Genomic DNA, 23,098 nt, shown 5'->3' with positions numbered 1-23,098 from the left:
TGCGTTTGCGCACCGCTTTCGTCAACTACGCGGGAAGGACTTCAGGTTGCAGATACAGCACTTGAAGCGGCTCGGAGCGGCCTCGCACGGTGAGCGTTTCGCACGCGCCCATCGTGTCCGCAACGCCGGCCTGTTGCGCCGCGAACAGCGAGACGACAAGGCGCGATGCGGCCGTCTTCGAATGGTCCTGCAAGCGGCTCGCGGTGTTCACCACTTCGCCGATGGCGGTGAAGGTGGTGGTCTCCAGGTAGCCCACTTCGCCGACTGCCGCGCGCCCCGCATGCAGGCCCATGCCGAACGCGAGGCGCTGCCCGAACTGCGCTTCGAAGCCTTCGCTCCACGCGTCCATGCGCTGCGCGATGAGGGTGGTCGCGCGCAGCGCCTGCCTGCATGCGGTGGGCAGGTCGGTCTCCAGGCCGAAGATCGCCATCACGCTGTCGCCGATGAACTGGTTGGGCACGCCGCCGCTCTCGCGCACGGCCGCGCCCACGATGGCGAAGTAGCGGTCCAGCACATAGGCGAGGTCGAAGGGCCACTGCCGTTCCGAGAGGCCCGACCAGCGGCGCAGGTCGACGAAGAGGATCGCCACGTCGCGCTCGCGCCCGAAGCTGCCGACCGGTGCGGGCCGGCCTTCGTTGGGCAATGGCGCAAAGAGCGGCGTGACCTCGATGTCGCCTTGCGGGCGCAACTGGCAGGCCAGGCGCACGTCGGCCGGCGCGCGCACGCGCTCGAGCGTGCGTTGTTCGTCCCGGCCCGGCTCGCCGATGTGCTCGGGCGCGCCGACCACGCGCACGCGGCAGGTGGAGCAGCGCGCGCGGCCGCCGCAGATCGACACGTGCGCGATGCCGTGCGAACGGCTCGCCTCCAGTACGCTCCAGCCGCGCGGCACCTGCACCGTGCGGTCGGGGTAGCGCAGCGCGATGGACGGCTGGCGCGACAGGCGTGCGAACCAGTTGCGCCCCCAGCGTGCCGAGAGCAGTGCGAGCAGCGCCAGTACATAGAGCCACTTGAGGCTCTGTTCGGCCTTGCCGAGGGCTTGCGCCTGCGAAGCCGTAGGCACCGGCACGGTCGGCACGCCGGTCCACTGGAACTCGCGCCCGATCGAGATGAAGCCCATCGCCGCCGTCAGCGGCAGCACCACCGCGATGGCCAGCAGCAGGTAAGACAAGCGCCGATACAGCGGCTGCGCCCGCAACGCGAAGTGCAGGCCGAGGCAGCCGTGGCTCCAGGCCGCGAGCAGCAGGCTGAACTGCGCGGCCGCACCCGGCAGGCTCCACAACCCCCAGACCACGCGGACATAGGAGCCGTCGATGCCATAGGCCTCGTAGGCGCCGCGTATGGCAGTCAGGTGGGTGGCGATGAGCAGCGGCAGCGCAAAACCCAGCAGCACGCGCAGGGCCTCCAGCGGCGGCATGCGCAACGTGCGCCGCTCCCACAGCGCAATCACGGCGAGTGCGAGGTGCGTGAGGGCCGCGCCGTAGAGCAGCACGGTGCCCGGCAGGCTGTGCCAGAACTTCTGCGCGACGCGCAGCACGCTCTCGGCAAGGTCGAAGGAATAGATGCCCAGCGAATGGTTCAGCAGGTGAGCCGTCACGTAGCCCATCAGCACCAGTCCGCTCGCCCAGCGAAGATTGCGCCGTGTCGGCGGTCTCAGCGAAAAAGCGGAACGGGGAGCGGGAGGGGAACGTCTGTCCATGAACGGGTTCGAAGCGGCACCCGAGCATAATGCGCGCGCCTCAGACGCCTCGATCGACCGGCATGGCCACACCCGAACCACCCACCCCCCGCTCCAGCCTCGCGCTGCGCCAGATCGCGCTGCTCGAAGGCCTCTCCGACCAGCGCCTGGACCTGCTCGCCCGGCAGTGCCTGTGGCACAGCGTGGAGGCCGGCAAGCCGCTGCTGCTGCGCGCCGAGCAGCAGGGTGAAGTGTTCCTGCTGGTCTCGGGCCGGGTGCGGGTGACGACCTATTCGGCCAATGGCCGGCAGGTGACGTTCCGCGATGCCGAGGCCGGCCAGTACTTCGGCGACATCGCCGCCATCGACGGCGGCCCGCGCTCCGCCGACGTGGTGACGCTGGAGCCCAGCGTGGTCGCCAGCCTCGACCGCCCGGCCTTCATGGCCCTGCTGCGCGACGAGCCGCTGGTCGCCGAGCGGGTGATGCAGCGGCTGGCGTCGCTCGTGCGCCAGCTCTCCGAACGTGTGATCGACCTGAGCACCCTCGGTGTGCAGAACCGCTTGCATGCCGAACTGCTGCGCCTTGCGCGCGCCGCCGGCGTCGAAGGCAACCAGGCCCGGCTGGAGCCGGCCCCCAAGCATGCGGCGTTGGCCAGCCAGATCAGCACGAACCGCGAGCAAGTCACGCGCGAGCTCAATGTGCTGGTGCGCAGCGGCGTGCTGCGCAAGGACGGCAAGGCGCTGTTGGTCGCCGACGCCGCCCGCCTGGAGCTCATGGTCTCGCAGGTGCGCGGCGACACCGGCTGAACCGGCGGATCAGTTCCAGCGTCCGTTCGTGCCGCCGACGCTCAGGCGGCCCGCGCCCAGCAGCACCACGCTCAGCGCGCCGAACAGGTACAGGCCCTGCAGTTCCAGCGCCCAGCCGCCTTGCTTGGTGAGCGCGAACAGGTCGGCCATGTGCACGAGGCCGAGGGCCACGATCATGTTGATGACGATCACGCCCGCGGCGGCACGCGTCCAGAAACCGGCGATCAGCAGCAGCGGCGCCACGATTTCGCCCACGTACACGAGGTAGGCGAGCCCGCCCGGCAGGCCCGCCTTGGCCAGCATGCCGCCGATGAAGCCCACCCCGGCCGAGAGCTTGAAGATGCCGTGCAGCAGCACGAGCACGCCGATCGTCACGCGCAGCAGCAGCTTGCCGGCGTCGTCCTGCGCGGCGGGGGAGAAGGAGGCGAGCGACGGCGATTCGATCGGCGCACGCGAGGTGTTGGTGGCTACGGTGTTCATGGCAGATCCTTGGAACTTGAAAAAGGAAGGGTCCGCCACGGAATGCGGCGGTTGCGGTTCCAGTGTGCGGACCTGCCAGAAAGCGGGATGTGCGTTTACGCACATCTTTGGGTGAAAGGCCGTGTCAGTGGCTGCCGAAGTGGCTGGTCCACTTGCGCTCGTAGTCCATTTTCTGGAAGTGGGCCGCCATGAAGTCGATGAAGCTGCGCACCTTCGCCGACAGGTGCTTGCGGCTCGGGTACGCCAGGTTGATGGTCAGGTGCGGCAGGTCCCAGTCGTCCAGCGTGGGCACGAGGCGGCCGGCCACGATGTCTTCGTAGACGATGTAGGTCGGCTGCACCAGGATGCCCATGCCGTCGAGCGCGGCGGCGCGCAGCACCTGGCCGTCGTTCGATTCGAGCAGGCCGGCGATCGACACCGTGTGCGTCTCGCCCTTGCGCGTGAAGCGCAGCTCGTTGGGGTTGTTGGCGTGCGTGTAGATCAAGAGCTTGTGCTGCTTGAGGTCGTCCAGCGTCTTCGGAAAACCGTGCTGCGCAAAGTAGCGCGGCGACGCCGCGAGGATGCGCCGCGTCTCGCCCAGCCGGCGGATCGTGACGTTCGAATCGGGCTCGTACTCGCGCGTGCGGATCGCCACGTCGATGTTGTTGTCGATCAGGTCGAAGTAGCGGTTGGCCGCCTCCACATGCACCGTCACGCCCGGGTAGCGCTGCGTGTATTCGCGCAGCAGCGGCGCGATGTGGTGGATCGAGAACGAGAGCGAGGCCGTGATGCGCAGCACGCCGGTCGGATTGAGCGCCGTGGCGTTCACCGTCGATTCGGCATCGGCCAGGTCGGCCAGGATCGACTTGGCGCGCACGCAGAACTCGCGGCCGGTCTCGGTGAGGTAAAGCCGCCGCGTGTTGCGCTCCACCAGCCGCGCGCCGAGTCGGGCTTCGAGCGCGCTCAGGTGGCGGCTCGCGGCGGCGTTCGAGAGGCCCAGCGCCTCGGCCGCGCGGCTCAGGCTGCCGGCATCGGCGATCTGCACGAGCAGGGCGATTTCGGTCCAGCGGTCCATGGCGGGTGTGTGTCTCCGGGGGGCTTGGCTTGGGGCGGCCGATTCCGGCGGTTGTCTTGCCGGGCCACCGAGCCGGTGATTCTAGGAGGCCGCCCGATGCGCCGCGATGGCTGCGGCGCGCACAAGAAAAGAGGGACCGTTGCCGGTCCCTCCTTGCTTCATGCCGTTCGCCTCGGCGCGGCTGGATCAGCCCAGCAGGCCGTGCAGGATGTTCGTCACCGGCGACACCGCATGGTCGACCAGGCTGGTGATCGGGGTCACGACCTCGGTCACCAGCGGGGTGACTGCCTGCCCGACGCCTTCCACCACGGCGGTCACAGGCGCGAGGGTCGAGCCTGCGCCGGCCAGGATGTCGGTCACCGGCGCTGCGGCACTGGACACCGCGTGCGTCGCGCTGGCTGCGGCCGGCTCGATGGCATCGGTGAGCGACGAGACCGGCTCCAGGATGTTGGCCGCCGGGCCGTTGCCGCCCAGCAGGCCGCCGAGCAGGTTGCCGACGAGGCCGTCCTGGCCGAGAACGCTGCCGAGCAGACCGCCGTCGCCGCCGAGCAGGCCGCCGACGATGCCGTCTTCGCCGAGTACGCCGCCGAGGAGACCACCGTCGCCGCCGAGCAGGCCGCCGACGATGCCGTCTTCGCCGAGGACGCCGCCGAGGAGACCACCGTCGCCGCCGAGCAGGCCGCCGACGATGCCGTCTTCGCCGAGGACGCCGCCGAGGAGACCGCCGTCGCCGCCGAGCAGGCCGCCGACGATGCCGTCTTCACCGAGTACGCCGCCGAGCAGGCCGCCATCACCGCCGAGCAGTCCACCCAGGAGGCCGTCGTCGCCCAACACGCCGCCGAGCAGGCCGCCATCACCGCCGAGCAGTCCGCCCAGGAGGCCATCGTCGCCCAACAGGCCACCGAGGAGACCGCCGTCGCCGCCAAGCAATCCACCCAGCAGGCCGTCGTCGCCCAATACACCGCCGAGCAGGCCGCCGTCGCCACCAAGGACACCACCCAGAAGGCCGTCGTCACCGAGGAGGCTGCCAAGGAGACCACCTTCGCCGCCGAGCAATCCGCCCAGCAGGCCGTCGTCGCCCAGCACGCCACCAAGGAGCCCGCCTTCACCGCCCAGCACGCCGCCGAGGAGACCGCCGTCGCCACCGAGCAGACCGCCAACCACGCCGTCTGGGCCGAGCAGACCGTCCACGAGTCCGCCTTCGCCGAGCAGTCCGCCGGAGAGGCCTTCGCTGCCCAGCAGGCCGGCCAGCGCGCCGTCTCCGCCGATCAATCCGCCAACGAGCCCGTCGTCGCCAAGCAGGCCGCCCACCAGGCCGTCGTCGCCGAGCAAGCCACCGAGGAGGCCGCCATCGCCGCCGAGCAAGCCACCCAGCAGGCCGTCATCACCCAGCACGCCACCAAGGAGCCCGCCCTCGCCGCCAAGTAGGCCGCCGAGCAAGCCGTCGTCGCCCAGCACGCCGCCGAGGAGACCGCCTTCGCCGCCAAGCAAGCCGCCCAGGAGACCGTCATCGCCCAGCACGCCGCCAAGGAGACCGCCTTCGCCGCCAAGCAAGCCGCCCAGGAGACCGTCATCACCCAGCACGCCGCCGAGGAGACCGCCTTCACCGCCAAGCAAGCCGCCCAGCAGGCCGTCGTCACCCAACACCCCGCCGAGGAGACCGTCGTCGCCGAGGAGGCCGCCCAACAAACCGTCATCGCCCAACAGGCCTTCGAGCACCTGGCCGACCACGCCGTCGTCGCCGATCAAACCGTCCACCAGTCCGTCGATGCCGAGGCCGGTGGTCACGCCGCCGAGCAGGCCTTCGCTGCCCAGCACGTTCTCCAGGATGTTGCCGAGCGCATCGGTCAGGTAGTCGACCTGGCCGACCAGCGAGTCGATGAGCGCATCCGTCAGGCCGTTGCCCAGCAGGCCGTCGACCACCGGGGTCAGCACGCCGCCGATGTCCACGAGCACGTTCTCGACCGTCTCGTCCACCGGATCGAATTCGTTCGGATCGTTGGCCGTGAACTCGTTGCCCGCGATCGGCGAGAGCACGTCGTCCACCAGGTCCGTCAGGCCGTCGACGGTGGGCATCAGCGACCCCAGCGTGCCGGACGAACTGGAGGCAGCCCGGGCCGCGCCGTTGCCGCCGCCCAGTCCGAGGAGGTCGTCCAGCGCGCCGACCAGATGGCCCACGGCGCCGTCGCCCGGATCGAGCAGGTGGTCGGCGTCGGCATCCGCATCAGCGTCAGCGTCAGCGTCAGCGTCAGCGTCAGCATCAGCGTCAGCGTCAGCGTCAGCGTCAGCGTCAGCGTCAGCGTCAGCGTCAGCGTCGGCGTCGGCATCGGCGTCGGCATCCGCGTCGGCATCCGCGTCCGCATCCGCATCCGCATCCGCATCCGCATCTCCGTCCGCATCCGCGTCGGCATCCGCATCCGCATCGGCGTCCGCGTCGCCTTCGCCGATGCCCGGAGCGAGGAAGGAAACACCGCCGCCGCCGTCGCCTCCGCCGCTCAATGCAGCGCCGAGGGCAACCGCGCCCAGCGCGCCGAGCGCGAATTCGCCCAGCCCGATGCCGCTGCCGCCCGCGGCCTTCTTGGTCACCGCCACGGCGGCGGCGTCGGCATCGCTGTCGGCCGGCGTGACCTCCAGGTTGCCGGCAGCCACATCCACATTCACCTGCTCCAGGCCGCCGGGGAGCTTGGTCGAGCCGATGGTGGCGTCGGTGCCGCCTTCGAACACGCCCGCGAGCGGCGCTTTGTTGGTCGTGGAGCCGGGGAACAGCACGTTGGCGTGGCCGCCGTCGGGAACGATCACGCGGTCACCGGCCATCAGGCTCTGGCTGCCGTCCACCGGAATCCGCACGCCGTCGCGCACGACCACCGTGCCGGGCGTGGCGTTGGACAACGAACCGAGGCTCGGGGGCACGGAGGGCGCCGCCGTCGTCGCGGCCGCACCCATGGGCGCAATCGGCGTGACGCTGGCCTGGGCAAGGACCACGGGGGCCGCACCGTTGTCGGCAGCTGCCGGGATCGAGCCGACGGGGGCTTGGGTGGTTGTGATCATGGCGACCTCCTCGAGGAATAAGGAGGCACAAAGCGCAACATGCGTGCCGCCCGCGCACCCGGCCTCTGGCGCATTCGCTGCAAGCGGGTTATGTGGTTGATTTCAAAAGACTTTTCGGTGCCTGGAGAGGCCGGCTCCGGGCCATGCAGCGAGCTGCTTTCGTCGTTTGTTACGTAACGTGGGGGACTTTTTTTTCGGAACGCCAGCGGCATTGAGCGGCGACACGCGCCCACCGATGCCGCGACCGTTCCGCTGGGCGGAAAAATCATTTGCGCCGTGGCGCTTTCGGGTGCGCGGCGTGCGGCCTACAGTCCGCAGCACCCTCGAAAAGCCGGACACGGCAGACACGGCTACGGCAGGAACAAGGAGACAGCCACGATGCGCAACCTCAATCAAGACAACATCACCCAGGCCGTGCTCGCGCGCCTGGCCGACACGCCCGATCCGCGGCTGCACGAGATCCTGACCAGCCTGGTGCAGCACCTGCATGCCTTCGCGCGCGAGGTGAAGCTCACCGAGGCCGAGTGGTTCCAGGGCATCCAGTACCTCACGGCCACCGGCCAGATGTGCGACGACAAGCGCCAGGAGTTCATCCTGCTGTCGGACGTGCTGGGCCTCTCCATGCTCACCATCGCCATGAACAACGGCAAGCCCGCCGGCTGCACCGAGGCGACGGTGTTCGGGCCCTTCTATGTCGAAGGCGCGCCGGAGTACGCGCACGGCGACGACGTGGCCAACGGCGCCGCGGGCGCGCCCTGCGACGTGTACGCCACGGTGCGGGGGCTCGACGGCGAGCCGGTGGCCGGTGCGATCGTCGATGTGTGGCAGGCCGACGAGGGCGGCCACTACGACGTGCAGCAGGAAGGGCTCGATCACGCCGAGAACCGCGGCCGCCTGCGCACCGGACCCGATGGCGCACTGCATTTCAGGAGCGTGCTGGCCGAGGCCTATCCGATCCCGGTCGATGGCCCCGTGGGCGACCTGCTGCGTGCGACGAAACGCCATCCGTGGCGGCCCGCGCATCTGCATTTCAAGATCGAGGCGCCCGGTTATGAAAACCTCATCACGCACGTGTTCCGCGAGGGCGACCAGTGGCTCGATTCCGACGCGGTGTTCGCGGTGCGCCAGTCGCTGGTGGCGCCCTGGAAGCAGCAGGCCGACGGCCGCTGGCGCCTGGATTTCGACTTCGTGCTGAATCCGATGAAGTCGCCGAGTCCGACAGAGCAGCCCGCCTGAAGCATCGGCCCGGGCCTGCTACGCTCGCAAAGCCTGCCCCCGACGGCAGGCTTTTTTCTGCGCTCCGTCACACCCCATGGCTTTCCCCCTCATCACCGATCCGCATTTCTATGCGGTCGCCGTCCCCGCCGTGCTTCTGCTCGGCATCAGCAAGAGCGGTTTCGGCGCCGGCTTCGGTTCGCTCGCGGTGCCCCTGATGGCGCTCGCGGTCACGGTGCCGCAGGCCGCGGCGATTCTCATGCCGCTGTTGCTGCTGATGGACGTGCTGGGGCTCGCCGCGTTCCGGCGCGACTTCGACCGGTCGCTGCTCAAGTTCCTGATTCCGTTCGGGTTGATCGGCACGGTGGTCGGCACGCTGCTGTTCCGCGTGCTGTCGGCGCACACGGTGGCGGGCATCGTCGGCGTGTTCACGCTGCTGTTTCTCGCGCAGCGGCTCGTGTTTCCGCCCAAGCCCGACGATCCGCTGCCCTCGCGCGGCGTGGGCGCGGTGCTCACGGTGGTGTCGGGCTTCACGAGCTTCATCGCCCATGCGGGCGGCCCGCCGATCAACGCCTACGTGATTCCGCTCAGGCTCAAGCCGGTGGTGTTCACGGCGACGATGGCGTACTTCTTCTTCGTGGTGAATCTCAGCAAGTGGATTCCCTACGCGTGGCTCGGCCTCATCGACTTCCGCACGCTGGCCACCTCGGTGGCGCTGATGCCGCTCGCGCCGCTGGGCGTGTGGGTGGGCATCCGCATCGCAAGGCGCATCGACGCGACGTGGTTCTATCGCTTCGTATACCTGGGCATGCTGCTCACAGGCCTGAAACTGGTCTACGACGGATTCATTGGCTGAGGCCGGCCGCAGGCCAGGCCCCTTCGTGAAACACCGAGGAACCGGCTTTGCCGGGCCTCAGGTGTTGCCCCCGGTAGGGGGTAGGAGAAGCGACACGAAGTGCGCGTAGCCTGGGGGCGAGCTCAAAGTTCCACGATGCTCTTGAAGCCGCCGAAGATCATTCGCTTGCCGTCGAACGGCATGGTCTTGGGGTCCATCGCCGCGATGCGCGGGTCGGCCATCACCTTCGCGTTGATCGTGTCGCGGTGCTTGCGCGACTTGTAGACGATCCACGAGAAGGCCACGGTCTCGTCGGCCTTGAGCTTCACGCTCTGCGGAAACGAGGTGAGCTTGCCCGGCTTCACGTCGTCGGCGATGCACTCCACGTATTCGAGCGCGCCGTACTCCATCCAGACCTTGCCGGCCTTGCGTGCGAGCTTGCGATAGGCCTCGACGTTCTTGGTGGGAATGGCAACGATGAAACCGTCTACATAGCGGGCCATGGGAGATCTCCTGAATGAAAGATAGAACCGTTGAAGGAAAAACAGCGGCGGCTGCATGGCGTCGTTCTCATCACGACGTCGATTCGCTCGCCGCTCCGCGGGGTGCTGCTGCTGCCTCTTCGTTGTTCTGCGTTTGCGCCGGCGGTGCGGTGCGAAGCAGCAAGGCCCCGATCAAGCCCGCCAGTGCCGCGAACACGGCACCGACGAGAAATGCAAGGTTGTAGCCACCGGTGAGCGCGAGCGGCATCTGCGCGCCGGCCGCTTCCATCGAACCGGTGCGCGCTGCTGCGGCGCTGGCCAGCACGGCAAGGCCCAAGGCGCCGCCCATCATGAAGGCGGTGTTGACCACGCCCGAGGCGAGGCCCGAATCGGCCGGATCGACCTCGCTCATGGCCGCCAGCAGCACCGGGTTGAACGCCATGCCCGCGCCCAGGCCGAGCAGCATCATCCCGGGCAGTACGTCGGTGACGAAGCTGCCGTTGACCGGTGCGCGCGCGAACAGCGCCAGGCCGATGGCCGCGAGCCACAACCCGGCCGCGAGCGGCTTGCGGATGCCGAAGCGCATCACCAGCCTGGCCGAGAGGCCGAGCGAGAACACCGCCATGATGATGTTGGCCGGCAGGAAGGCCAGGCCGATCTGCATCGGCGTGTAGTTCAGCACCAGCTGCATGTAGAGCGCCGAGATGAAGAACCACGCGAACATCGCCGCCGCCCACAGCACGCCGACCACGTTGGCAACCGACACGCTGCGCAGGCGAAAGAGGCCCGGCGGCATCAGCGGATGCTGCACGCGCGCCTCGATGGCGATGAAGATGGCCAGCAGCACCACGGCCGCGCCGAGCAGGCCCAGCGTCTGCGTGGAGCCCCAGCCGGCTTCGTTGCCGTTGACCACGCCGTACACCGCGAGCATGAGCGAGAGGGTGACGGTGACCGCGCCGGCCACGTCGAGTTTTTCGCCATGCGCGTGGCCGCGCGCATTGGGCAGCAGCGCAAGGCAGAGCGCATACACCGCCACGCCGATCGGCAGGTTCACCAGGAAGATCCAGTGCCAGCTCAGCGAGCTCGTGAGCAGGCCGCCCAACAGCACGCCGATGCTGCCGCCGCCCGCGCAGACGAAGCCGTAGACACCCATCGCCTTCGCGCGGTCGGCCGGTTCGGTGAAGAGATTCATGATCAGCGAGAGCGAGACGGCCGAGACCACCGCACCGCCCAGCCCCTGCACCGCGCGCGCCGCCACCAGCAGCACCTGCGAGTTGGCAAGGCCGCAGGCCAGCGAGGCGACGGTGAAGAGCACGAGGCCGATCAGGAAGAGCTTGCGGTGGCCGTACAGGTCGCCGAGCCGGCCACCCAGCAGCAGGAAGCCGCCGAAGGTCAGCATGTAGGCATTCACCACCCACACGAGCGAGGTCTCGGTGAACCCGAGGTCGGTGCGGATCGAGGGCAATGCCACGTTCACGATGGTGGTGTCGAGCACGATCATCAGGACGCCGAGGCAGAGCACCATCAATGCGAGCCAGCGCTTCCGGTTGTCGAGTGTGTCGGTCATGGAGTGGGTTCCTGAAAAAGCCGCCGATGCGGCGTTCTGTCTGTTTTCTTAGACCAGCGGCTTGCCGCCGTTGATGAGCCAGGGGGTGCCGAAGCGGTCGGTCACCATGCCGAAGCCTTCGACCCAGAAGGTCTTCTCGAAGGGCATGGACACGGTGCCGCCTTCGGCGAAGGCATCGAACACGCGGCGCGCTTCGGCGACGGTGTCCAGCGTCAGCGCAACGCCGAAGCCCTTCATGCCTTCGTAGGTCTGGCCGGGCATGGTGTCGGAGGCCATGAGCATGCCGTCGCCGTAGGCGAGTGAGGCATGCATGATCCGCTTCTTGGCGTCGGCCGGCATCTGCTCGGTGTCCGGCGCTTCGCCGATGGTCATCATCATCTGGATGGTGCCGCGCAACGTCTTTTCGTAGAAGCGCATGGCTTCTTGCGCGTTGCCGTCGAAGGTGAGGTAGGCGTGGATGGGAGACATGATGGTTTCCTTGCAGTGCGTTGAGGTGGTTACTTTTCGGTGGCCGTCTTGAGGTTGGCAAGTCCGGTTTCGAAGTCCTTGCCGATCATCTGGTCCATGTTGAAGAAGATGCCCATGAGCTTGGCGATGTAGGGGCTCGGGCCGGACATGGCCCAGGTGACCTGCGTGGCGTCGCCCTGCGGCGCGAGCGTGAACTCGGCCATGTTGTGGCCTTCGAAGGGCTTGATGAAGTCGAGCTTGATCGCGACCTTCGAGGAAGGCGTCGACTCGGCGATTTCCATCTTGCCCGCGCCCGCCTTGTCGTTGCCTTCCCAGGCGTAGGTGGCACCCTGTCCGGCGGGCGCGCCGCCGAAGCTGCGCTTCATGGCCGGGTCCAGCTTCTCGTAGGGCGACCACTCGCCCCAGCGATGGAAGTCGTTGATCAGCGGAAAGATCTTCTCGGCCGGTGCTGCGATGCGCGCCGTGCGCTCCACGCGGAAGGTGTCGGGCCGGGTGGCCGCATAGATGAGGACGATCGCGATCAGCAAGACGATGGCGAGGACGATTTTCTTGAACATGAAGGGCTCCAGGACGGGGGCGGGCGGGGGGGGGGCGGCAATGGGTTACTTGGCGGCGTCCACCACCAGCATCCAGCCCACGCCGAAGCGGTCGGCCAGCATGCCGAAGCTGCTGGTGAAGAAGGTTTGCGTGAGCGGCTGCATGACCTGGCCGCCATCGGCCAGTGCGTCGAACCACTTGCGCGCATCGGCATCGGTGGACGCGGTGATCGACAGCATGACTCCCTTGAACTCCGCCTTGCCGGAGCACTGGCCGTCGGAGAGCATGAGCTCGGTGTCGCCGAGGCGCAGCACCGAATGCATCACCTTGTCGGGGCCGGGCATGGCGCCGGCGCAGCTGGCGTCGGTGTTGCCTTCGAACGCGTCGGCCGGTGCGTCGCTGTAGCGCATGAGTTGCACGACTTCGGCGCCGAGCGCCTTCTTGTAGAAAGCGATCGCTTCATCGCAACGGCCTTCGAAGGACAGGTAAGACTGGACTTTCATGGCATTTCCTTTGGGCTGATAAAGGTTTCAAGGATGCGCAGCGGCTTCTGCGCGAATACGATGGAACTACTTTGTGTACACCGTCCACAAAGAATAACAGGGATAATGGACAGTGTCCACATGGAAATTGCAATGAAGCTGAACAACGTCCCCGAAAGCCTGCCGCCCGCGCGCAGCACTTACCGCCACGGCGACCTGCGCCGTGCGCTGCTGGAGGCGGGTGTCGAACTGGCGCGCGACGGCGGACCGGATGCCGTGGTGCTGCGCGAGGCCACGCGGCGCGTGGGCGTGGTGCCCAACGCGGCGTATCGGCATTTCGGCAGCCGGCAGGAACTGCTGTTGGCGGTTCGCGGCGAAGCGCTCTCGGCCGCCGCCAAGGCGATGGAGTCGGAGCTGGCCGTGCTGCATTTCGACCAGCCGCCCGCCGATTTCGCCCGCGCACAGGTGCGCGCCATCGGCACGGCCTACCTGCGGTTTGCGCAGGCCGAGCCGGGCCTCTTTCGCACGGCGTTCGTGGTGACGGAGGAGGGCGAGGGCGAAGTGGGCGCCGCGGCTGCAGGGGCGAGCGGCATGGGCCCGTTCCAGTTATTGGGGGCGGCAATCGACCGGCTGGTGGACGCCGGCGTGCTCGATGCGGCGCGGCGCCCGAATGCCGAATACCTCGCGTGGTCGGCGGTGCACGGGCTGGCGCTGCTCATCATCCACGGGCCGCTGCGCACGCTCGATGCAGAGACCACGCATGCGCTGGGGCAGCGGCTCATCGACATGGTGGAGCGGGGCCTTTAGGAAATCCGTTCACGCTGAGCTTGTCGAAGCGCTGCGCAAGGCTTCGACAGGCTCAGCCCGAACGGTCTTCTTGATCAGAGATAGATCTTCTGCAGCAGCTTGATCAGCGTCTCGCGCTCGCGCATTGTGAGATTGGCGCTGGCATCGGATTCCAGCTGCACCACCGTCTGCTCGGCCTCCCGCACCAGCGCCTCCCCGGCGGAGGTGAGATGCAGCCCCACCGCGCGGCCGTCGTGCGGATGCGGCCGGCGCTCGATGAGCCCCCGGCTGTCCAGCGTCGCCACCAGGCTCACGAGGTTGGGCGGCAGGATGTCGAGCGTGGTGCACAGCTGCCGCGAGGTGGCGCCCGGGTTGTGCGCCAGCAGCGAGAGCACCGAGAAATCGATCTGCTTGAGCCCGTAGGGCGCCATGCGCTCCGAAAACACGCCGCTGATGATCAGCCAGGCGCGGCGGGCGTTGTAGCCGACCAGGGTTTCGAGCACGCGGGCATCGAGCCGCTCCGAGCGGGTCGATGCAGCCGCGAGGGGCTCGTTCTTGGGGGAGGTTTTTTTCGCGGGTGCAGGCATGGCCCCGAGCGTAACCGCCCGTGGCGGTGCCGGGAACCTACCGCGCGACACCTTCCGCCGCCGCTGCATGCGAGAGGGCCAGGTTCTCGCAGGCGCGCTTGATGATGCCCAGCCGCATCTCGAACTCGGGCAGCACCCAGCGGCGGAAGGCCGCTGCCGCGCGCGCTCTGCCGGCATCGTCATCGGTGCTGCCGGCGGCCTCGATGCGTGCCCAGGCCCAGGCCATCATCGTGAGCATCACCACCCGCAGGTAGTCGTCTGCGACCTCGAAGGGCAGCACCGGGTTGGCATGCGCGGACATCGCGATGGTGGTGCCCAGGTAGCGCAGTTGCGCGAGCCGGCGTTGCACGTCGGCGTCGGCCTCGCGCGATGCATCGAGCGCGTCGCGCAACTCGAGCAGCACGGCCGACATCGCGGCCCCGCCGTCGGGGAGCACCTTGCGCACCAGGAGGTCGATGGCCTGGATCTCGTTGGTGCCCTCGTAGATCATCGTCACACGCGCGTCGCGCACCACTTGCTCGATGCCCCACTCGCGCACATAGCCATGGCCGCCGAACACCTGCAGGCATTCGCTCGCGCCGTGAAAGGCCTGCTGCGTGCAGGCAGCCTTGAGCACCGGCGTGACGAGCGAGCACCAGCGCTGCGCACGCTCGCGGGCCTTGGGGTCGGCGTCGTGCGCGGCCACGTCGAGCATCAGCGCGCTGCGATAGGCGAGCGTGCGCGCGCCGTCGATCCAGGCGCGCTGCGTGTCGAGGATGCGGCGCACGGCGGGGTGCTCGGCGATCAGGTCGGCTGCTTCCGTGCCTCGGCTCGCGGGCACGGCGCCGGGTGCGCGCATCTGGCGGCGTTCGGCCGCATAGGCATCGGCCTTCTGCCAGGCGGCGTCGAGCAGGCCGATGCCCTGCAGCGCCACGTGCAGGCGCGCCGAATTCATCATCACGAACATCGCGGCGAGGCCGCGGCCCGCTTCGCCGACCAGCCAGCCGGTGGCGTCGTCGAAGCGCATCGAGCAGGTGGGGCTGCCGTGCAGGCCCATCTTTTCCTCGATGCGCTCGCAATGCACCGCGTTGCGCGTACCGCCCTGCAGCAGCTTGGGCACGAGCACCAGCGACAGGCCCTTGGGCCCGGCCGGCGCATCGGGCAGGCGGCACAGCACGAGGTGAACGATGTTCGGCGTCAGGTCGTGCTCGCCGCCCGAGATGAAGATCTTGCTGCCGCTCACCCGAAAGCTGCCATCGGCCTGCGGCACGGCGCGCGTACGCACCTGCCCGAGGTCGCTCCCCGCATGCGCTTCGGTGAGGCACATGGTGGCGAGCCATTCACCGGTCGCGATCTTCTGCAGGTAGCGGGTCTTCAGCGCGTCGCTGCCGTGGTGCTTGAGGCAGGCGTAGGCGCCGTGCAGCAAGCCCGGCGCCATCGTGAGCCCGTGGTTCGCGGCGCTGAGCCATTCGTAGAGCACGGCCTCGAGCACCGAAGGCAGCCCCTGGCCACCGTCTTCCGTTGCGGCGGAGAGCGCGGGCCAGCCGCCGTCGACGAAGGCCTGGTACGCCTCGCGAAATCCCGGCGGCGAAATGACTTCGCCCTTGTCGAAGCGGCAGCCGACTTCGTCGCCTGCGCGGTTGACGGGCGCCACCACCTCGCCGACGAAGCGCGCGGCCTCGTCGAGCACCTGCGATTGCAGCGCCTGGTCGACCTCCGCGAAGGGCGCGAGCGCCTGCAGCCGCGCAGGCGCATCGAGCACCACGTTCAGGAGAAAGCGGACGTCTTCGGGGCGAGGCCGGTAATCCATCGGGTGCGTCAGGACTCGGCGGTGAAGCCGATCTTCTTGACCAGCGGACCCCAGCGTTCGTATTCCGCCTGCAGCGATTTCTTCATGTCCTCGGGCGAGGAGCCATGCGCGATCAGCCCGACCGACAGCAGGCCGTCGGCCACGGCCTTGTCCTTGAGCGCGGCCTGGATCGCGGTGCTCGCGGCGTTGACGACGGGCGCGGGCGTCTTCGCCGGCGCGAAGAAGCCGAACCATTCGTCGGCGACGATCTCCGGGAAGCCCTGCTCGGTGAAGGTGGGCACATCGGGCAGGTAGGCCGGACGCTGCGCGCCCGAGGTGGCCAGCACGCGCAGCTTGCCGGCCTTGGCGAACGGCAGGCAATCGCCGGCGGGTGTCAGGCACGAGGCGATCTGGCCGCCCACCACGTCGTTGATGCCGGGCAGCGAGCCGCGGTAGGGCACGTGGCGCAGGTCGGCGCCGGTGCTCAGGCCCAGCAGCGCGCCCAGGAAATGCGGCGTGGAGCCCGCACCCGGCGAGCCGTAGCTGGCCTGGCCGGGGTTGGCCTTGGCCCAGGCGATGTAGTCCTTCAGCGTCTTCACGCTGGCCGGCACCATCGGGCCGACGGCCAGGCCGTGCGTCATCACGGCGCCGATGGAGATCGGCGCGAAATCGGGAATGGCGTAGGCCAGCTTGGTGTAGATGTGCGGATAGATCGACAGCGCCGAGGCCTGCGCGAGGCACAGCACCGAGCCGTCGGCCGGCGAGGTCTTGAGCGTGTCGAGCGCGATGCGGCCGCCCGCGCCGGGCTTGTTCTCGACCACCGGGTTCGTCTTGGTGAACGGCGTTTCGCCGAGCTTGTCGGCCACGCGGCGCGCCACGCTGTCGCCCGCGCTGCCGGCCGGGAAGCCGTAGTAGATCTTCACCTGCTGCTGCACCGCCTGCGCGAGCGCGGCGAGAGGATGCAGGGTGCCGATGGCGGCTGTGCCGCCGAGCATGTTCACGAACTGGCGTCGGGTGGTCATGGTTTTGTCTCCTGGTTTTGCTGCGGGGCTGGAATCAACGCGGTGCCATTCGAAGGGCGCCGTCGAGGCGAATCACCTCGCCGTTGAGGTGGCCGTTCGTCACGATGTGGCAGGCCAATTCGGCGAATTCCGAGGGCTGGCCAAGGCGCGGCGGAAACGGGATCGATGCGGCCAGCGAGTGCTGCACCGCCTCGGGCAGTTCCAGCAGCAGCGGCGTGGCGAAGAGGCCGGGCGCGACGGTGCACACGCGGATGGCGTGCTGCGCGAGGTCGCGCGCCATCGGCAGCGTCATGCCGACGAGTCCGCCCTTCGAGGCGCTGTAGGCCTGCTGGCCGACCTGCCCGTCGAAGGCCGCGACGGAGGCTGTGAAGAGCATCACGCCTTTCTCGCCGTTGTCGAGCGCGTCGAGTTTCGCGCAGCGTGCCGCGAAGAGGCGCGCCATGTTGTAGCCGCCGATGAGGTTGATGTTGACCACGCGCACGAAGTCTTCCAGCGGCGCCGGGTTGCCGTCCTTGCCGACGATGCGCTTGGCGCTGCCGATGCCTGCGACGTTCATCAGGATGCGTGCGGGGCCATGCGCTGCGGCAGCCTTGTCGAGTGCGGCGGTGACGCTGTCTGTGTCGGTGATGTCGCAGGCGCAGGCGCAGGCGACGCCGCCGATCTCCGCGGCCACCTTCTCGGCGAGCGCGGCGTTGCGGTCGAGCACGGCGACCTTTGCGCCCAGGCGTGCGAGTTCGCGCGCAGTGGCTTCGCCGAGGCCCGATGCGCCGCCGGTGACGAGTGCGGCTTGTCCTTCGATCTTCATGTGTGTTGTCTCCTGGAAGAAGTTAGCGGGGCGTCAGCGTGAAGGGCAGCGTGCCTGCATGCATCGCTTCGGCGAGTGCGGCGCGGTGCTTGAGCACGGCGCGCTGGTTGATCGAGCCCTTGTCGGTCACTTCGCCCTTGTCGATGGAGGGCGCCTCGGCCATCAGGTGCAGCCGTGCGATGCGGTTCGCGCTGCCGGTGCCCATGGCGGCCAGATCGTTCGCCACCTGCTGGAAGTGCGCCTGCACCGGGGCGCTTTCGAGCACCTGCTGCATCGTGGCGTCGGCGGCCAGGCCTGCGAGCTGGCGCACCTTCTGCGTCGGGAAGATCAGCGCGCCGACTTCCTTCAGGTTGATGCCGGTCAGCACCGCGTCCTGCACGTAGGGCGCGCCGGCCGCGATGATCTTCGCGCGCAGCGGGCCCACGCTCACGAAGGTGCCGGTGGCGAGCTTGAAGTCTTCGGCGATGCGGCCGTCGAAGCGCAGGCCGCGGTGGATGTTCGCGTCATCGATCCACTTCACCGCGTCGCCGGTCGAGAAGAAGCCCTCTTCGTCGAAGGCCTCGGCCGTGGCGTCGGGCGCGCGCCAGTAGCCGGGCGTGATGTTGGGACCGCGATAGCGCACCTCGGTCTTGCCGTCGACCTCGATCAGCTTGAGCTCGATGCCGGCTGCGGGCAGGCCGACGTCGCCCGACTTCACCTCGGGTCCGGTGACGTAGAGCGCGAACGGGCCCGACTCGGTCATGCCAAGGCCCGTGCCCATCACGATGCGCTCGCCGACCTCGGCTTCCTGGGTCCTGTGCAGGCTGTCCCAGATCGGCTGAGAGAGCGCGGCGCCCGAGTAGAAGAACATCTTCACGCGCGACAGCAGGTTGCGGCGCAGCACCGCATCGCTTTCCATGGCGTTCGCGATCGCCTCGAAGCCGGTGGGCACATTGAAGTAGATGGTGGGCGCGATCTCGCGCAGGTTGCGCAGCGTCTCGGCCATGCCCGCGGGCGTGGGCTTGCCGTCGTCGATGTAGAGCGTGCCGCCGTTGTCCAGCACGATGCCCACGTTGTGGTTGCCGCCGAAGGTGTGGTTCCAGGGCAGCCAGTCGACCAGCACCGGCGGCTCGTCGCCCAGCGCGGGAATCGACTGGCGCAACTGCTGCTGGTTGGCGCACCACATGCGGTGCGTGTTGATCACCGCCTTGGGCATCTTGGTCGAGCCCGAGGTGAAGAGGAATTTGGTGATGGTGTCGGGGCCGGTCGCGCGCATCGCGGCGTCGATGGCGGGTGTTGCGGGCGTCGACGCCAGCGCGTAGAAGGCGGTGGTGGCGCGGCCTTCGAGCCGGCCTTCGGCGAGCACGACCTCGGTGCCGGCCGGCACGGCGGCTTCGATGGCACGGCCGTAGCGCGCGGCATCGGCACCGAACACCAGGCCCGGCGTGAGCGTGTCCAGCACATGGCGCAGCTTTTCGAAATCCTGGCTCACGAGCGAGTAGGGCGGCGATACCGGGCAGTAAGGCACGCCGGCATAGAGGCAGCCGAGCGCGAGCAGCGCGTGCTCGATGCCGTTCTCGCTGAGGATCGCAACCGGGCGCTCGGCGTTCAGGCCGCGGTCGAGCAGTGCCTGTCCGATGCCGCGCGCTTCCTGCAACGCCTGCGCGTACGACACGCGCAGCCAGTCGCCGGTGCTGCCGTCGGCCAGCCGTTCGCGGCGGGCGATGAAGGTGCGATCGGGCGCGTGCTCGGCCCAATGCGCGAGGCGGTCGGTCATGCGCTCGCGGTAGGGCGCGAGCTGCGTCTCGGCCTGCAGGTAACGGGTGCCCGGCGCGCCGTCGCGCAAGACCGCGCGGGTCACGCCGAAAGCCAGCGGGCGATAGCGCACGGCGGTCATCCCTTGCTCACCTTCGCGCCGCGGCCTTCGAGGAAGTCGCGCACGCGCTCCTTCGCTTCGGGCGCAGCCTGCACGATGCCGGACATCAGCGCCTCGGTGAAGAAGCCGTGGTCGGCCGACTGCTCGGCGATGCGTGGCAGTGCGTGCATCAGCGCGTAGTTGGTGAGCGGCGCGTTGGTGGCGATGCGCTTGGCGAGTTCGAAGGCCTTGTCGAAAGCGGCGCCCTCGTCGACCAGGTACTGCGCGAAGTTGGCGCGTTCGCCGTCTTCGGCGTTGTAGACGCGGCCGGTCATCATCATGTCGGTCATGCGCGCCACGCCGATGAGCTTGGGGATGCGCACCGAGCCGCCGCCGCCCACGAAGATGCCGCGCGAACCTTCGGGCAGCGCGTAGAAGGTGGAGCGGTCGGCCACGCGGATGTGGCAGGCGCTCGCCAGCTCGAGCCCGCCGCCGACCACCGCGCCGTGCAGCGCCGCGACCACCGGCACCGGGCCGTGCTGGATCAGGTCGAGCGCACCGTGCCACAGGCGCGAATGCTGCATGCCCTGGCCGGCGTCGCGCTCTTTCAGTTCGGAGAGGTCGAGGCCGGCGCAGAAGTGCGGGCCCTCGCCGTCGAGCACCGCGGCGCGCACGGTGGAGGGCAACTGCTCGAAGGTGTCTCGCAACGCGAGGATCAGGCCGTCCGACAGCGCATTGCGCTTGGCGCCGCGCGCGAGGCGAACGATGGCGACGTCGTCGCGAATGTCGAGTTGAAGGTCGGGATTGGTCATGATCGGGTTTGAGTGTGACTTGAATTATGGTTATGATAAATAATCAATTCAAGGCATTTGAATGCCTTGGATCCTAGGGACTTACCCGCATTGGAGACAACGACATGGACCACCGGAACCTGATCGCCATCGACATCCACACCCACGCCGAAGTGAGCTGCTGGAACCCGTTCGACAACTACGGCGAGGAGTACGACCGCGCCGCCGACAAGTACTTCGGATCGAGCGGCCGCCCGACCATCGCCGAGAGCGTGGCGTACTACCGTGAAAGAAAGATCGGATTGGTGATGTTCATGGTCGATGCCGAGTCGAACATGGGCCGCCGCCGCATCCCCAATGAAGAGATCGCCGAGGCCGCGGCAAAGAACAGCGACATCATGATTGCCTTCGGCAGCATCGATCCGCACAAGGGAAAGATGGGTGCGCGCGAGGCGCGTCGGCTCATCGAGGAGCACGGCGTGAAAGGCTTCAAGTTCCACCCCACGGTGCAGGGCTACCACCCCTACGACAAGATGGCCTGGCCGATCTACGAGGTGATTGCCGAGTACGGGCTGCCGGCGATCTTTCACACCGGCCACAGCGGCATCGGCTCGGGCATGCGCTGCGGCGGCGGGTTGCGGCTGGAGTACAGCAACCCGATGCACCTGGACGACGTGGCCATCGACTTCCCCGACATGCAGATCGTCATGGCCCACCCCAGCTTCCCCTGGCAGGACGAGGCGCTGAGCGTGGCAACGCACAAGCCCAACGTGTGGATCGATCTCTCGGGCTGGAGCCCGAAGTACTTTCCGAAGCAGCTCGTGCAGTACGCGAACACGCTGCTGAAGGACCGCATCCTGTTCGGCAGCGACTACCCGCTGATCACGCCCGACCGCTGGATGAAAGACTTCGAGGCGGCGGGCTTCAAGCCCGAGGTGATGCCGGGGATCCTGAAAGGCAATGCGGTCAGGCTGCTGAGGCTGGAAGGCTGAAGAAGGGCGGGTTACGAATCCGCCTCTTCCTTCTCGTCGATCCGGTCCCAGTCACGCCCCGAGCGCCGCTGCCGCTCCTCGCGCTCGCGTGCCATCTGTTCCTCGAACTGCTGCCGGCCCGCCTTGTTGGCCGCGATCAGCTTGGCGCGGTCCTTGTAGTGCGGATAGATCTCGTCGCTGAGCTTGATGTTCCGGCGGCGGAATCGCATCGTCGACTCCCGCGCCTCGTGTGCCGGCCAGCCCAACGCCTCCAGCGTGGAGCGGGCGCTGCGCAGCGACGACTCGAACACCTCGCGCTCGACGTCGGTCACGCCGCGATCGCGCAGCTGGAAGAGGTGCGTCACGTTGCGTGCTCGCGCGATGATCCGGGCCTGCGGAAAGTTCTCCTTCACGAGGTCGACGATTTCCAGCGATTGCTCGATGTCGTCCACCGCCACCACGATGGCCTTGGCCGATCCGGCGCCTGCGGTGCGCAGCAGGTCGAGCCGCGTCGCGTCGCCGTAGAACACACGAAACCCGAACTGGCGCAGGCCCTCGACGGTGTCGGCATCGTGGTCGAGCACCGTGACGCGCAGGCCCTGCGACATCAGCATGCGGCCGACGATCTGGCCGTAGCGGCCGAAGCCGCAGATCAGCACCTTGGCGTCTTGTTGCTCCGAGATTTCTTCGAGCTGCGGGCCTTGGTTGCGGCTGTAGCGCGGCAGCACGAACTTGTCGAGCAGCACCAGCAGGAGCGGCGACAGCAGCATCGACAGCGCCACCGCGCCGATCAGGAGCGACGTGGTCTCGGGCGGCAGCACGTCGGGGCCCGCTGCCTGGAACACCACGAACGCGAACTCGCCGCCCTGTGCGAGCAGCAGCGTGAACACAGGCCGCTCCTGGTAGGCCAGGCCCATCGCCTTGGCGAGCGCGTAGATCACGACCAGCTTGATGACCATGAAGCCGATCACCAGCGCGGCCATCACCCAGGGGCTCGCGATCAGCACGCCGAAGTTGATCGACATGCCCACGGCAATGAAGAAGAGACCGAGCAGCAAGCCCTTGAAAGGCTCGATGTCGGTCTCCAGTTCGCGCCGGTATTCGCTTTCCGCGAGCAGCACGCCGGCGAGGAAGGCGCCGAGTGCCATCGACAGGCCCACCAGCTGCATCAGCGCCGCGATGGCCACCACCAGCAGCAGCGCCGCGGCGGTGAAGATCTCGGGCGTGTCGCTGCGCGCGATCCAGCGCAGGATCGGACGCAGCAGCAAGCGGCCGCCGAGGATGATGCCGGCGATCACGCCGACGATCTTCAGCGCCTCGAGCGCGCGGTCCAGGCCGCTGAGCGAATGCTCGGCGGCGGTGGCGCCCGCCAGCAGCGGCAGCAGCGCGAGGATTGGAATGGCCGCCACGTCCTGGAACAGCAGGATCGAGAAACCAGCCTGTCCGCTCGGCGTTTTCAGCAGATTGCGTTCGCCGAACACCTGCAGCGCGATGGCGGTCGAGGAGAGTGCGAGGCCGAGCGATGCCACCAGCGACACGCGCCATTCGGCCCCCAGCGCGCAGCCCACGGCAAACAGCACTGCGGCGCAGCTCAGCACCTGGGCCGCGCCCCAGCCGAAGATCGGCCGGCGCAGGTTCCACAGGCGCTTGGGCTCGAGTTCCAGGCCCACGAGGAACAGCATCAACACCACGCCGAACTCGGCGAAATGCAGCACATCTTCGACGCTGGACACGAGGCCCAGGCCCCACGGGCCGATCGCGATGCCGGCCACGAGGTAGCCGATGATCGAGCCGAGCCCGAGGAATTTCGACAGCGGCACCACCAGCACGGCGGCGCCCAGGTAGATCAGGCTGTTGGTCAGCCAGGCGGGTGCGTGTTCCATGC

At 68.3% G+C, this 23,098-nt stretch carries 21 protein-coding genes; 5 read left to right on the top strand and 16 right to left on the bottom strand.

All coding sequences use genetic code 11. The features are described 5' to 3' along the window. Positions 1–25: 25 nt before the first annotated feature. Positions 26–1,696, bottom strand: coding sequence for an adenylate/guanylate cyclase domain-containing protein (locus tag J2W23_RS12870; RefSeq protein WP_307649006.1), 1,671 nt, complete (start codon positions 1,694–1,696; stop codon positions 26–28). Positions 1,697–1,758: 62 nt separating this feature from the next. Between J2W23_RS12870 and J2W23_RS12865 the strand changes: the two genes are divergently transcribed. Further along, positions 1,759–2,481 (top strand): Crp/Fnr family transcriptional regulator, encoded by a 723-nt coding sequence (locus J2W23_RS12865; RefSeq protein ID WP_307649005.1) that lies wholly within the window; start codon positions 1,759–1,761, stop codon positions 2,479–2,481. Positions 2,482–2,490: 9 nt separating this feature from the next. On the opposite strand, the gene J2W23_RS12860 is transcribed toward J2W23_RS12865, so the two are convergent. The 3 genes from J2W23_RS12860 to J2W23_RS12850 all read right to left on the bottom strand — a co-directional run bounded on the left by J2W23_RS12860 (position 2,491) and on the right by J2W23_RS12850 (position 7,063). Beyond that, entirely contained in the window at positions 2,491–2,961 is a 471-nt protein-coding gene (locus J2W23_RS12860) for a DoxX family protein (RefSeq protein ID WP_307649004.1), read from the bottom strand. Between the two features lie 124 nt (positions 2,962–3,085). Further along, positions 3,086–4,015: a LysR family transcriptional regulator gene (locus J2W23_RS12855; protein ID WP_176659190.1), complete on the bottom strand. Its 930-nt coding sequence runs from the start codon at positions 4,013–4,015 to the stop codon at positions 3,086–3,088. 186 nt (positions 4,016–4,201) lie between these two features. Next, positions 4,202–7,063 carry a hypothetical protein gene (locus J2W23_RS12850; protein ID WP_307649003.1) on the bottom strand — a complete coding sequence of 954 codons (2,862 nt, stop codon included), beginning with the start codon at positions 7,061–7,063 and terminating at the stop codon, positions 4,202–4,204. A 378-nt stretch (positions 7,064–7,441) separates the two neighbouring features. Between J2W23_RS12850 and J2W23_RS12845 the strand changes: the two genes are divergently transcribed. Further along, a complete protein-coding gene (locus J2W23_RS12845; protein WP_307649002.1) occupies positions 7,442–8,299 on the top strand; it encodes an intradiol ring-cleavage dioxygenase in 858 nt (285 codons plus the stop codon). Between the two features lie 76 nt (positions 8,300–8,375). Further along, entirely contained in the window at positions 8,376–9,134 is a 759-nt protein-coding gene (locus J2W23_RS12840) for a sulfite exporter TauE/SafE family protein (protein WP_307649001.1), read from the top strand. Positions 9,135–9,256: 122 nt separating this feature from the next. On the opposite strand, the gene J2W23_RS12835 is transcribed toward J2W23_RS12840, so the two are convergent. The 5 genes from J2W23_RS12835 to J2W23_RS12815 form a co-directional block, all read right to left on the bottom strand. Next, on the bottom strand, positions 9,257–9,616 hold the full coding sequence (locus J2W23_RS12835) for a DUF1428 domain-containing protein (RefSeq protein WP_056577915.1): 360 nt from the start codon (positions 9,614–9,616) through the stop codon (positions 9,257–9,259). Positions 9,617–9,686: 70 nt separating this feature from the next. Continuing rightward, positions 9,687–11,162 carry a DHA2 family efflux MFS transporter permease subunit gene (locus J2W23_RS12830; protein WP_307649000.1) on the bottom strand — a complete coding sequence of 492 codons (1,476 nt, stop codon included), beginning with the start codon at positions 11,160–11,162 and terminating at the stop codon, positions 9,687–9,689. A gap of 48 nt (positions 11,163–11,210) precedes the next feature. Beyond that, entirely contained in the window at positions 11,211–11,630 is a 420-nt protein-coding gene (locus tag J2W23_RS12825) for a VOC family protein (protein ID WP_307648999.1), read from the bottom strand. A 29-nt stretch (positions 11,631–11,659) separates the two neighbouring features. Continuing rightward, entirely contained in the window at positions 11,660–12,187 is a 528-nt protein-coding gene (locus J2W23_RS12820; RefSeq protein WP_307648998.1) for an SRPBCC family protein, read from the bottom strand. 45 nt (positions 12,188–12,232) lie between these two features. Then, positions 12,233–12,670 (bottom strand): VOC family protein, encoded by a 438-nt coding sequence (locus J2W23_RS12815; RefSeq protein ID WP_307648997.1) that lies wholly within the window; start codon positions 12,668–12,670, stop codon positions 12,233–12,235. Positions 12,671–12,802: 132 nt separating this feature from the next. Here J2W23_RS12815 and J2W23_RS12810 point away from each other — a divergent pair, with 132 nt between their 5' ends. Then, positions 12,803–13,456, top strand: coding sequence for a TetR/AcrR family transcriptional regulator (locus J2W23_RS12810; RefSeq protein ID WP_176659198.1), 654 nt, complete (start codon positions 12,803–12,805; stop codon positions 13,454–13,456). Between the two features lie 74 nt (positions 13,457–13,530). Here J2W23_RS12810 and J2W23_RS12805 read toward each other — a convergent pair whose 3' ends face one another. From J2W23_RS12805 to J2W23_RS12780, 6 genes are read right to left on the bottom strand one after another with little or no spacing between them, the layout of a single operon-like run. Further along, positions 13,531–14,022 carry a MarR family winged helix-turn-helix transcriptional regulator gene (locus J2W23_RS12805; RefSeq protein ID WP_307648996.1) on the bottom strand — a complete coding sequence of 164 codons (492 nt, stop codon included), beginning with the start codon at positions 14,020–14,022 and terminating at the stop codon, positions 13,531–13,533. Positions 14,023–14,059: 37 nt separating this feature from the next. After that, a complete protein-coding gene (locus tag J2W23_RS12800; protein WP_307648995.1) occupies positions 14,060–15,811 on the bottom strand; it encodes an acyl-CoA dehydrogenase family protein in 1,752 nt (583 codons plus the stop codon). Positions 15,812–15,819: 8 nt separating this feature from the next. Then, positions 15,820–16,812, bottom strand: a complete 993-nt coding sequence (locus J2W23_RS12795; protein ID WP_176659201.1) for a Bug family tripartite tricarboxylate transporter substrate binding protein — start codon at positions 16,810–16,812, stop codon at positions 15,820–15,822. Positions 16,813–16,846: 34 nt separating this feature from the next. Further along, entirely contained in the window at positions 16,847–17,617 is a 771-nt protein-coding gene (locus J2W23_RS12790) for an SDR family NAD(P)-dependent oxidoreductase (RefSeq protein ID WP_307648994.1), read from the bottom strand. 22 nt (positions 17,618–17,639) lie between these two features. Next, a complete protein-coding gene (locus J2W23_RS12785; RefSeq protein ID WP_307648993.1) occupies positions 17,640–19,493 on the bottom strand; it encodes a feruloyl-CoA synthase in 1,854 nt (617 codons plus the stop codon). Continuing rightward, positions 19,490–20,263 (bottom strand): crotonase/enoyl-CoA hydratase family protein, encoded by a 774-nt coding sequence (locus tag J2W23_RS12780; protein ID WP_176659204.1) that lies wholly within the window; start codon positions 20,261–20,263, stop codon positions 19,490–19,492. Before J2W23_RS12780 ends, J2W23_RS12785 begins: the two co-directional genes overlap by 4 nt. 104 nt (positions 20,264–20,367) lie before the next feature. On the opposite strand from J2W23_RS12780, the gene J2W23_RS12775 reads away from it, so the two are divergent. Continuing rightward, positions 20,368–21,234 carry an amidohydrolase family protein gene (locus J2W23_RS12775; protein WP_307648992.1) on the top strand — a complete coding sequence of 289 codons (867 nt, stop codon included), beginning with the start codon at positions 20,368–20,370 and terminating at the stop codon, positions 21,232–21,234. A gap of 11 nt (positions 21,235–21,245) precedes the next feature. Here J2W23_RS12775 and kefC read toward each other — a convergent pair whose 3' ends face one another. Next, positions 21,246–23,096, bottom strand: a complete 1,851-nt coding sequence (gene kefC / locus J2W23_RS12770; RefSeq protein WP_176659206.1) for a glutathione-regulated potassium-efflux system protein KefC — start codon at positions 23,094–23,096, stop codon at positions 21,246–21,248. Between the last annotated feature and the right edge of the window lie 2 nt (positions 23,097–23,098).

Origin of the sequence: Variovorax boronicumulans (genome assembly GCF_030812215.1) — a bacterium.
Classification (GTDB): domain Bacteria; phylum Pseudomonadota; class Gammaproteobacteria; order Burkholderiales; family Burkholderiaceae_C; genus Variovorax; species Variovorax boronicumulans_C.
This window is presented reverse-complemented; position numbering and strand designations above follow the sequence as displayed.

Bases quoted from the DNA above. Each gene is read 5' to 3' on its own strand.
- J2W23_RS12815 (WP_307648997.1), bottom strand. From the start codon at position 12,670: ATGAAAGTCCAGTCTTACCTGTCCTTCGAAGGCCGTTGCGATGAAGCG.
- J2W23_RS12825 (WP_307648999.1), bottom strand. From the start codon at position 11,630: ATGTCTCCCATCCACGCCTACCTCACCTTCGACGGCAACGCGCAAGAA.
- J2W23_RS12850 (WP_307649003.1), bottom strand. From the start codon at position 7,063: ATGATCACAACCACCCAAGCCCCCGTCGGCTCGATCCCGGCAGCTGCC.
- J2W23_RS12870 (WP_307649006.1), bottom strand. From the start codon at position 1,696: ATGGACAGACGTTCCCCTCCCGCTCCCCGTTCCGCTTTTTCGCTGAGA.
- J2W23_RS12805 (WP_307648996.1), bottom strand. From the start codon at position 14,022: ATGCCTGCACCCGCGAAAAAAACCTCCCCCAAGAACGAGCCCCTCGCG.
- kefC (WP_176659206.1), bottom strand. From the start codon at position 23,096: ATGGAACACGCACCCGCCTGGCTGACCAACAGCCTGATCTACCTGGGC.
- J2W23_RS12785 (WP_307648993.1), bottom strand. From the start codon at position 19,493: ATGACCGCCGTGCGCTATCGCCCGCTGGCTTTCGGCGTGACCCGCGCG.
- J2W23_RS12865 (WP_307649005.1), top strand. From the start codon at position 1,759: ATGGCCACACCCGAACCACCCACCCCCCGCTCCAGCCTCGCGCTGCGC.
- J2W23_RS12855 (WP_176659190.1), bottom strand. From the start codon at position 4,015: ATGGACCGCTGGACCGAAATCGCCCTGCTCGTGCAGATCGCCGATGCC.
- J2W23_RS12810 (WP_176659198.1), top strand. From the start codon at position 12,803: ATGAAGCTGAACAACGTCCCCGAAAGCCTGCCGCCCGCGCGCAGCACT.
- J2W23_RS12820 (WP_307648998.1), bottom strand. From the start codon at position 12,187: ATGTTCAAGAAAATCGTCCTCGCCATCGTCTTGCTGATCGCGATCGTC.
- J2W23_RS12775 (WP_307648992.1), top strand. From the start codon at position 20,368: ATGGACCACCGGAACCTGATCGCCATCGACATCCACACCCACGCCGAA.
- J2W23_RS12840 (WP_307649001.1), top strand. From the start codon at position 8,376: ATGGCTTTCCCCCTCATCACCGATCCGCATTTCTATGCGGTCGCCGTC.
- J2W23_RS12800 (WP_307648995.1), bottom strand. From the start codon at position 15,811: ATGGATTACCGGCCTCGCCCCGAAGACGTCCGCTTTCTCCTGAACGTG.
- J2W23_RS12830 (WP_307649000.1), bottom strand. From the start codon at position 11,162: ATGACCGACACACTCGACAACCGGAAGCGCTGGCTCGCATTGATGGTG.
- J2W23_RS12860 (WP_307649004.1), bottom strand. From the start codon at position 2,961: ATGAACACCGTAGCCACCAACACCTCGCGTGCGCCGATCGAATCGCCG.
- J2W23_RS12835 (WP_056577915.1), bottom strand. From the start codon at position 9,616: ATGGCCCGCTATGTAGACGGTTTCATCGTTGCCATTCCCACCAAGAAC.
- J2W23_RS12795 (WP_176659201.1), bottom strand. From the start codon at position 16,812: ATGACCACCCGACGCCAGTTCGTGAACATGCTCGGCGGCACAGCCGCC.
- J2W23_RS12780 (WP_176659204.1), bottom strand. From the start codon at position 20,263: ATGACCAATCCCGACCTTCAACTCGACATTCGCGACGACGTCGCCATC.
- J2W23_RS12790 (WP_307648994.1), bottom strand. From the start codon at position 17,617: ATGAAGATCGAAGGACAAGCCGCACTCGTCACCGGCGGCGCATCGGGC.
- J2W23_RS12845 (WP_307649002.1), top strand. From the start codon at position 7,442: ATGCGCAACCTCAATCAAGACAACATCACCCAGGCCGTGCTCGCGCGC.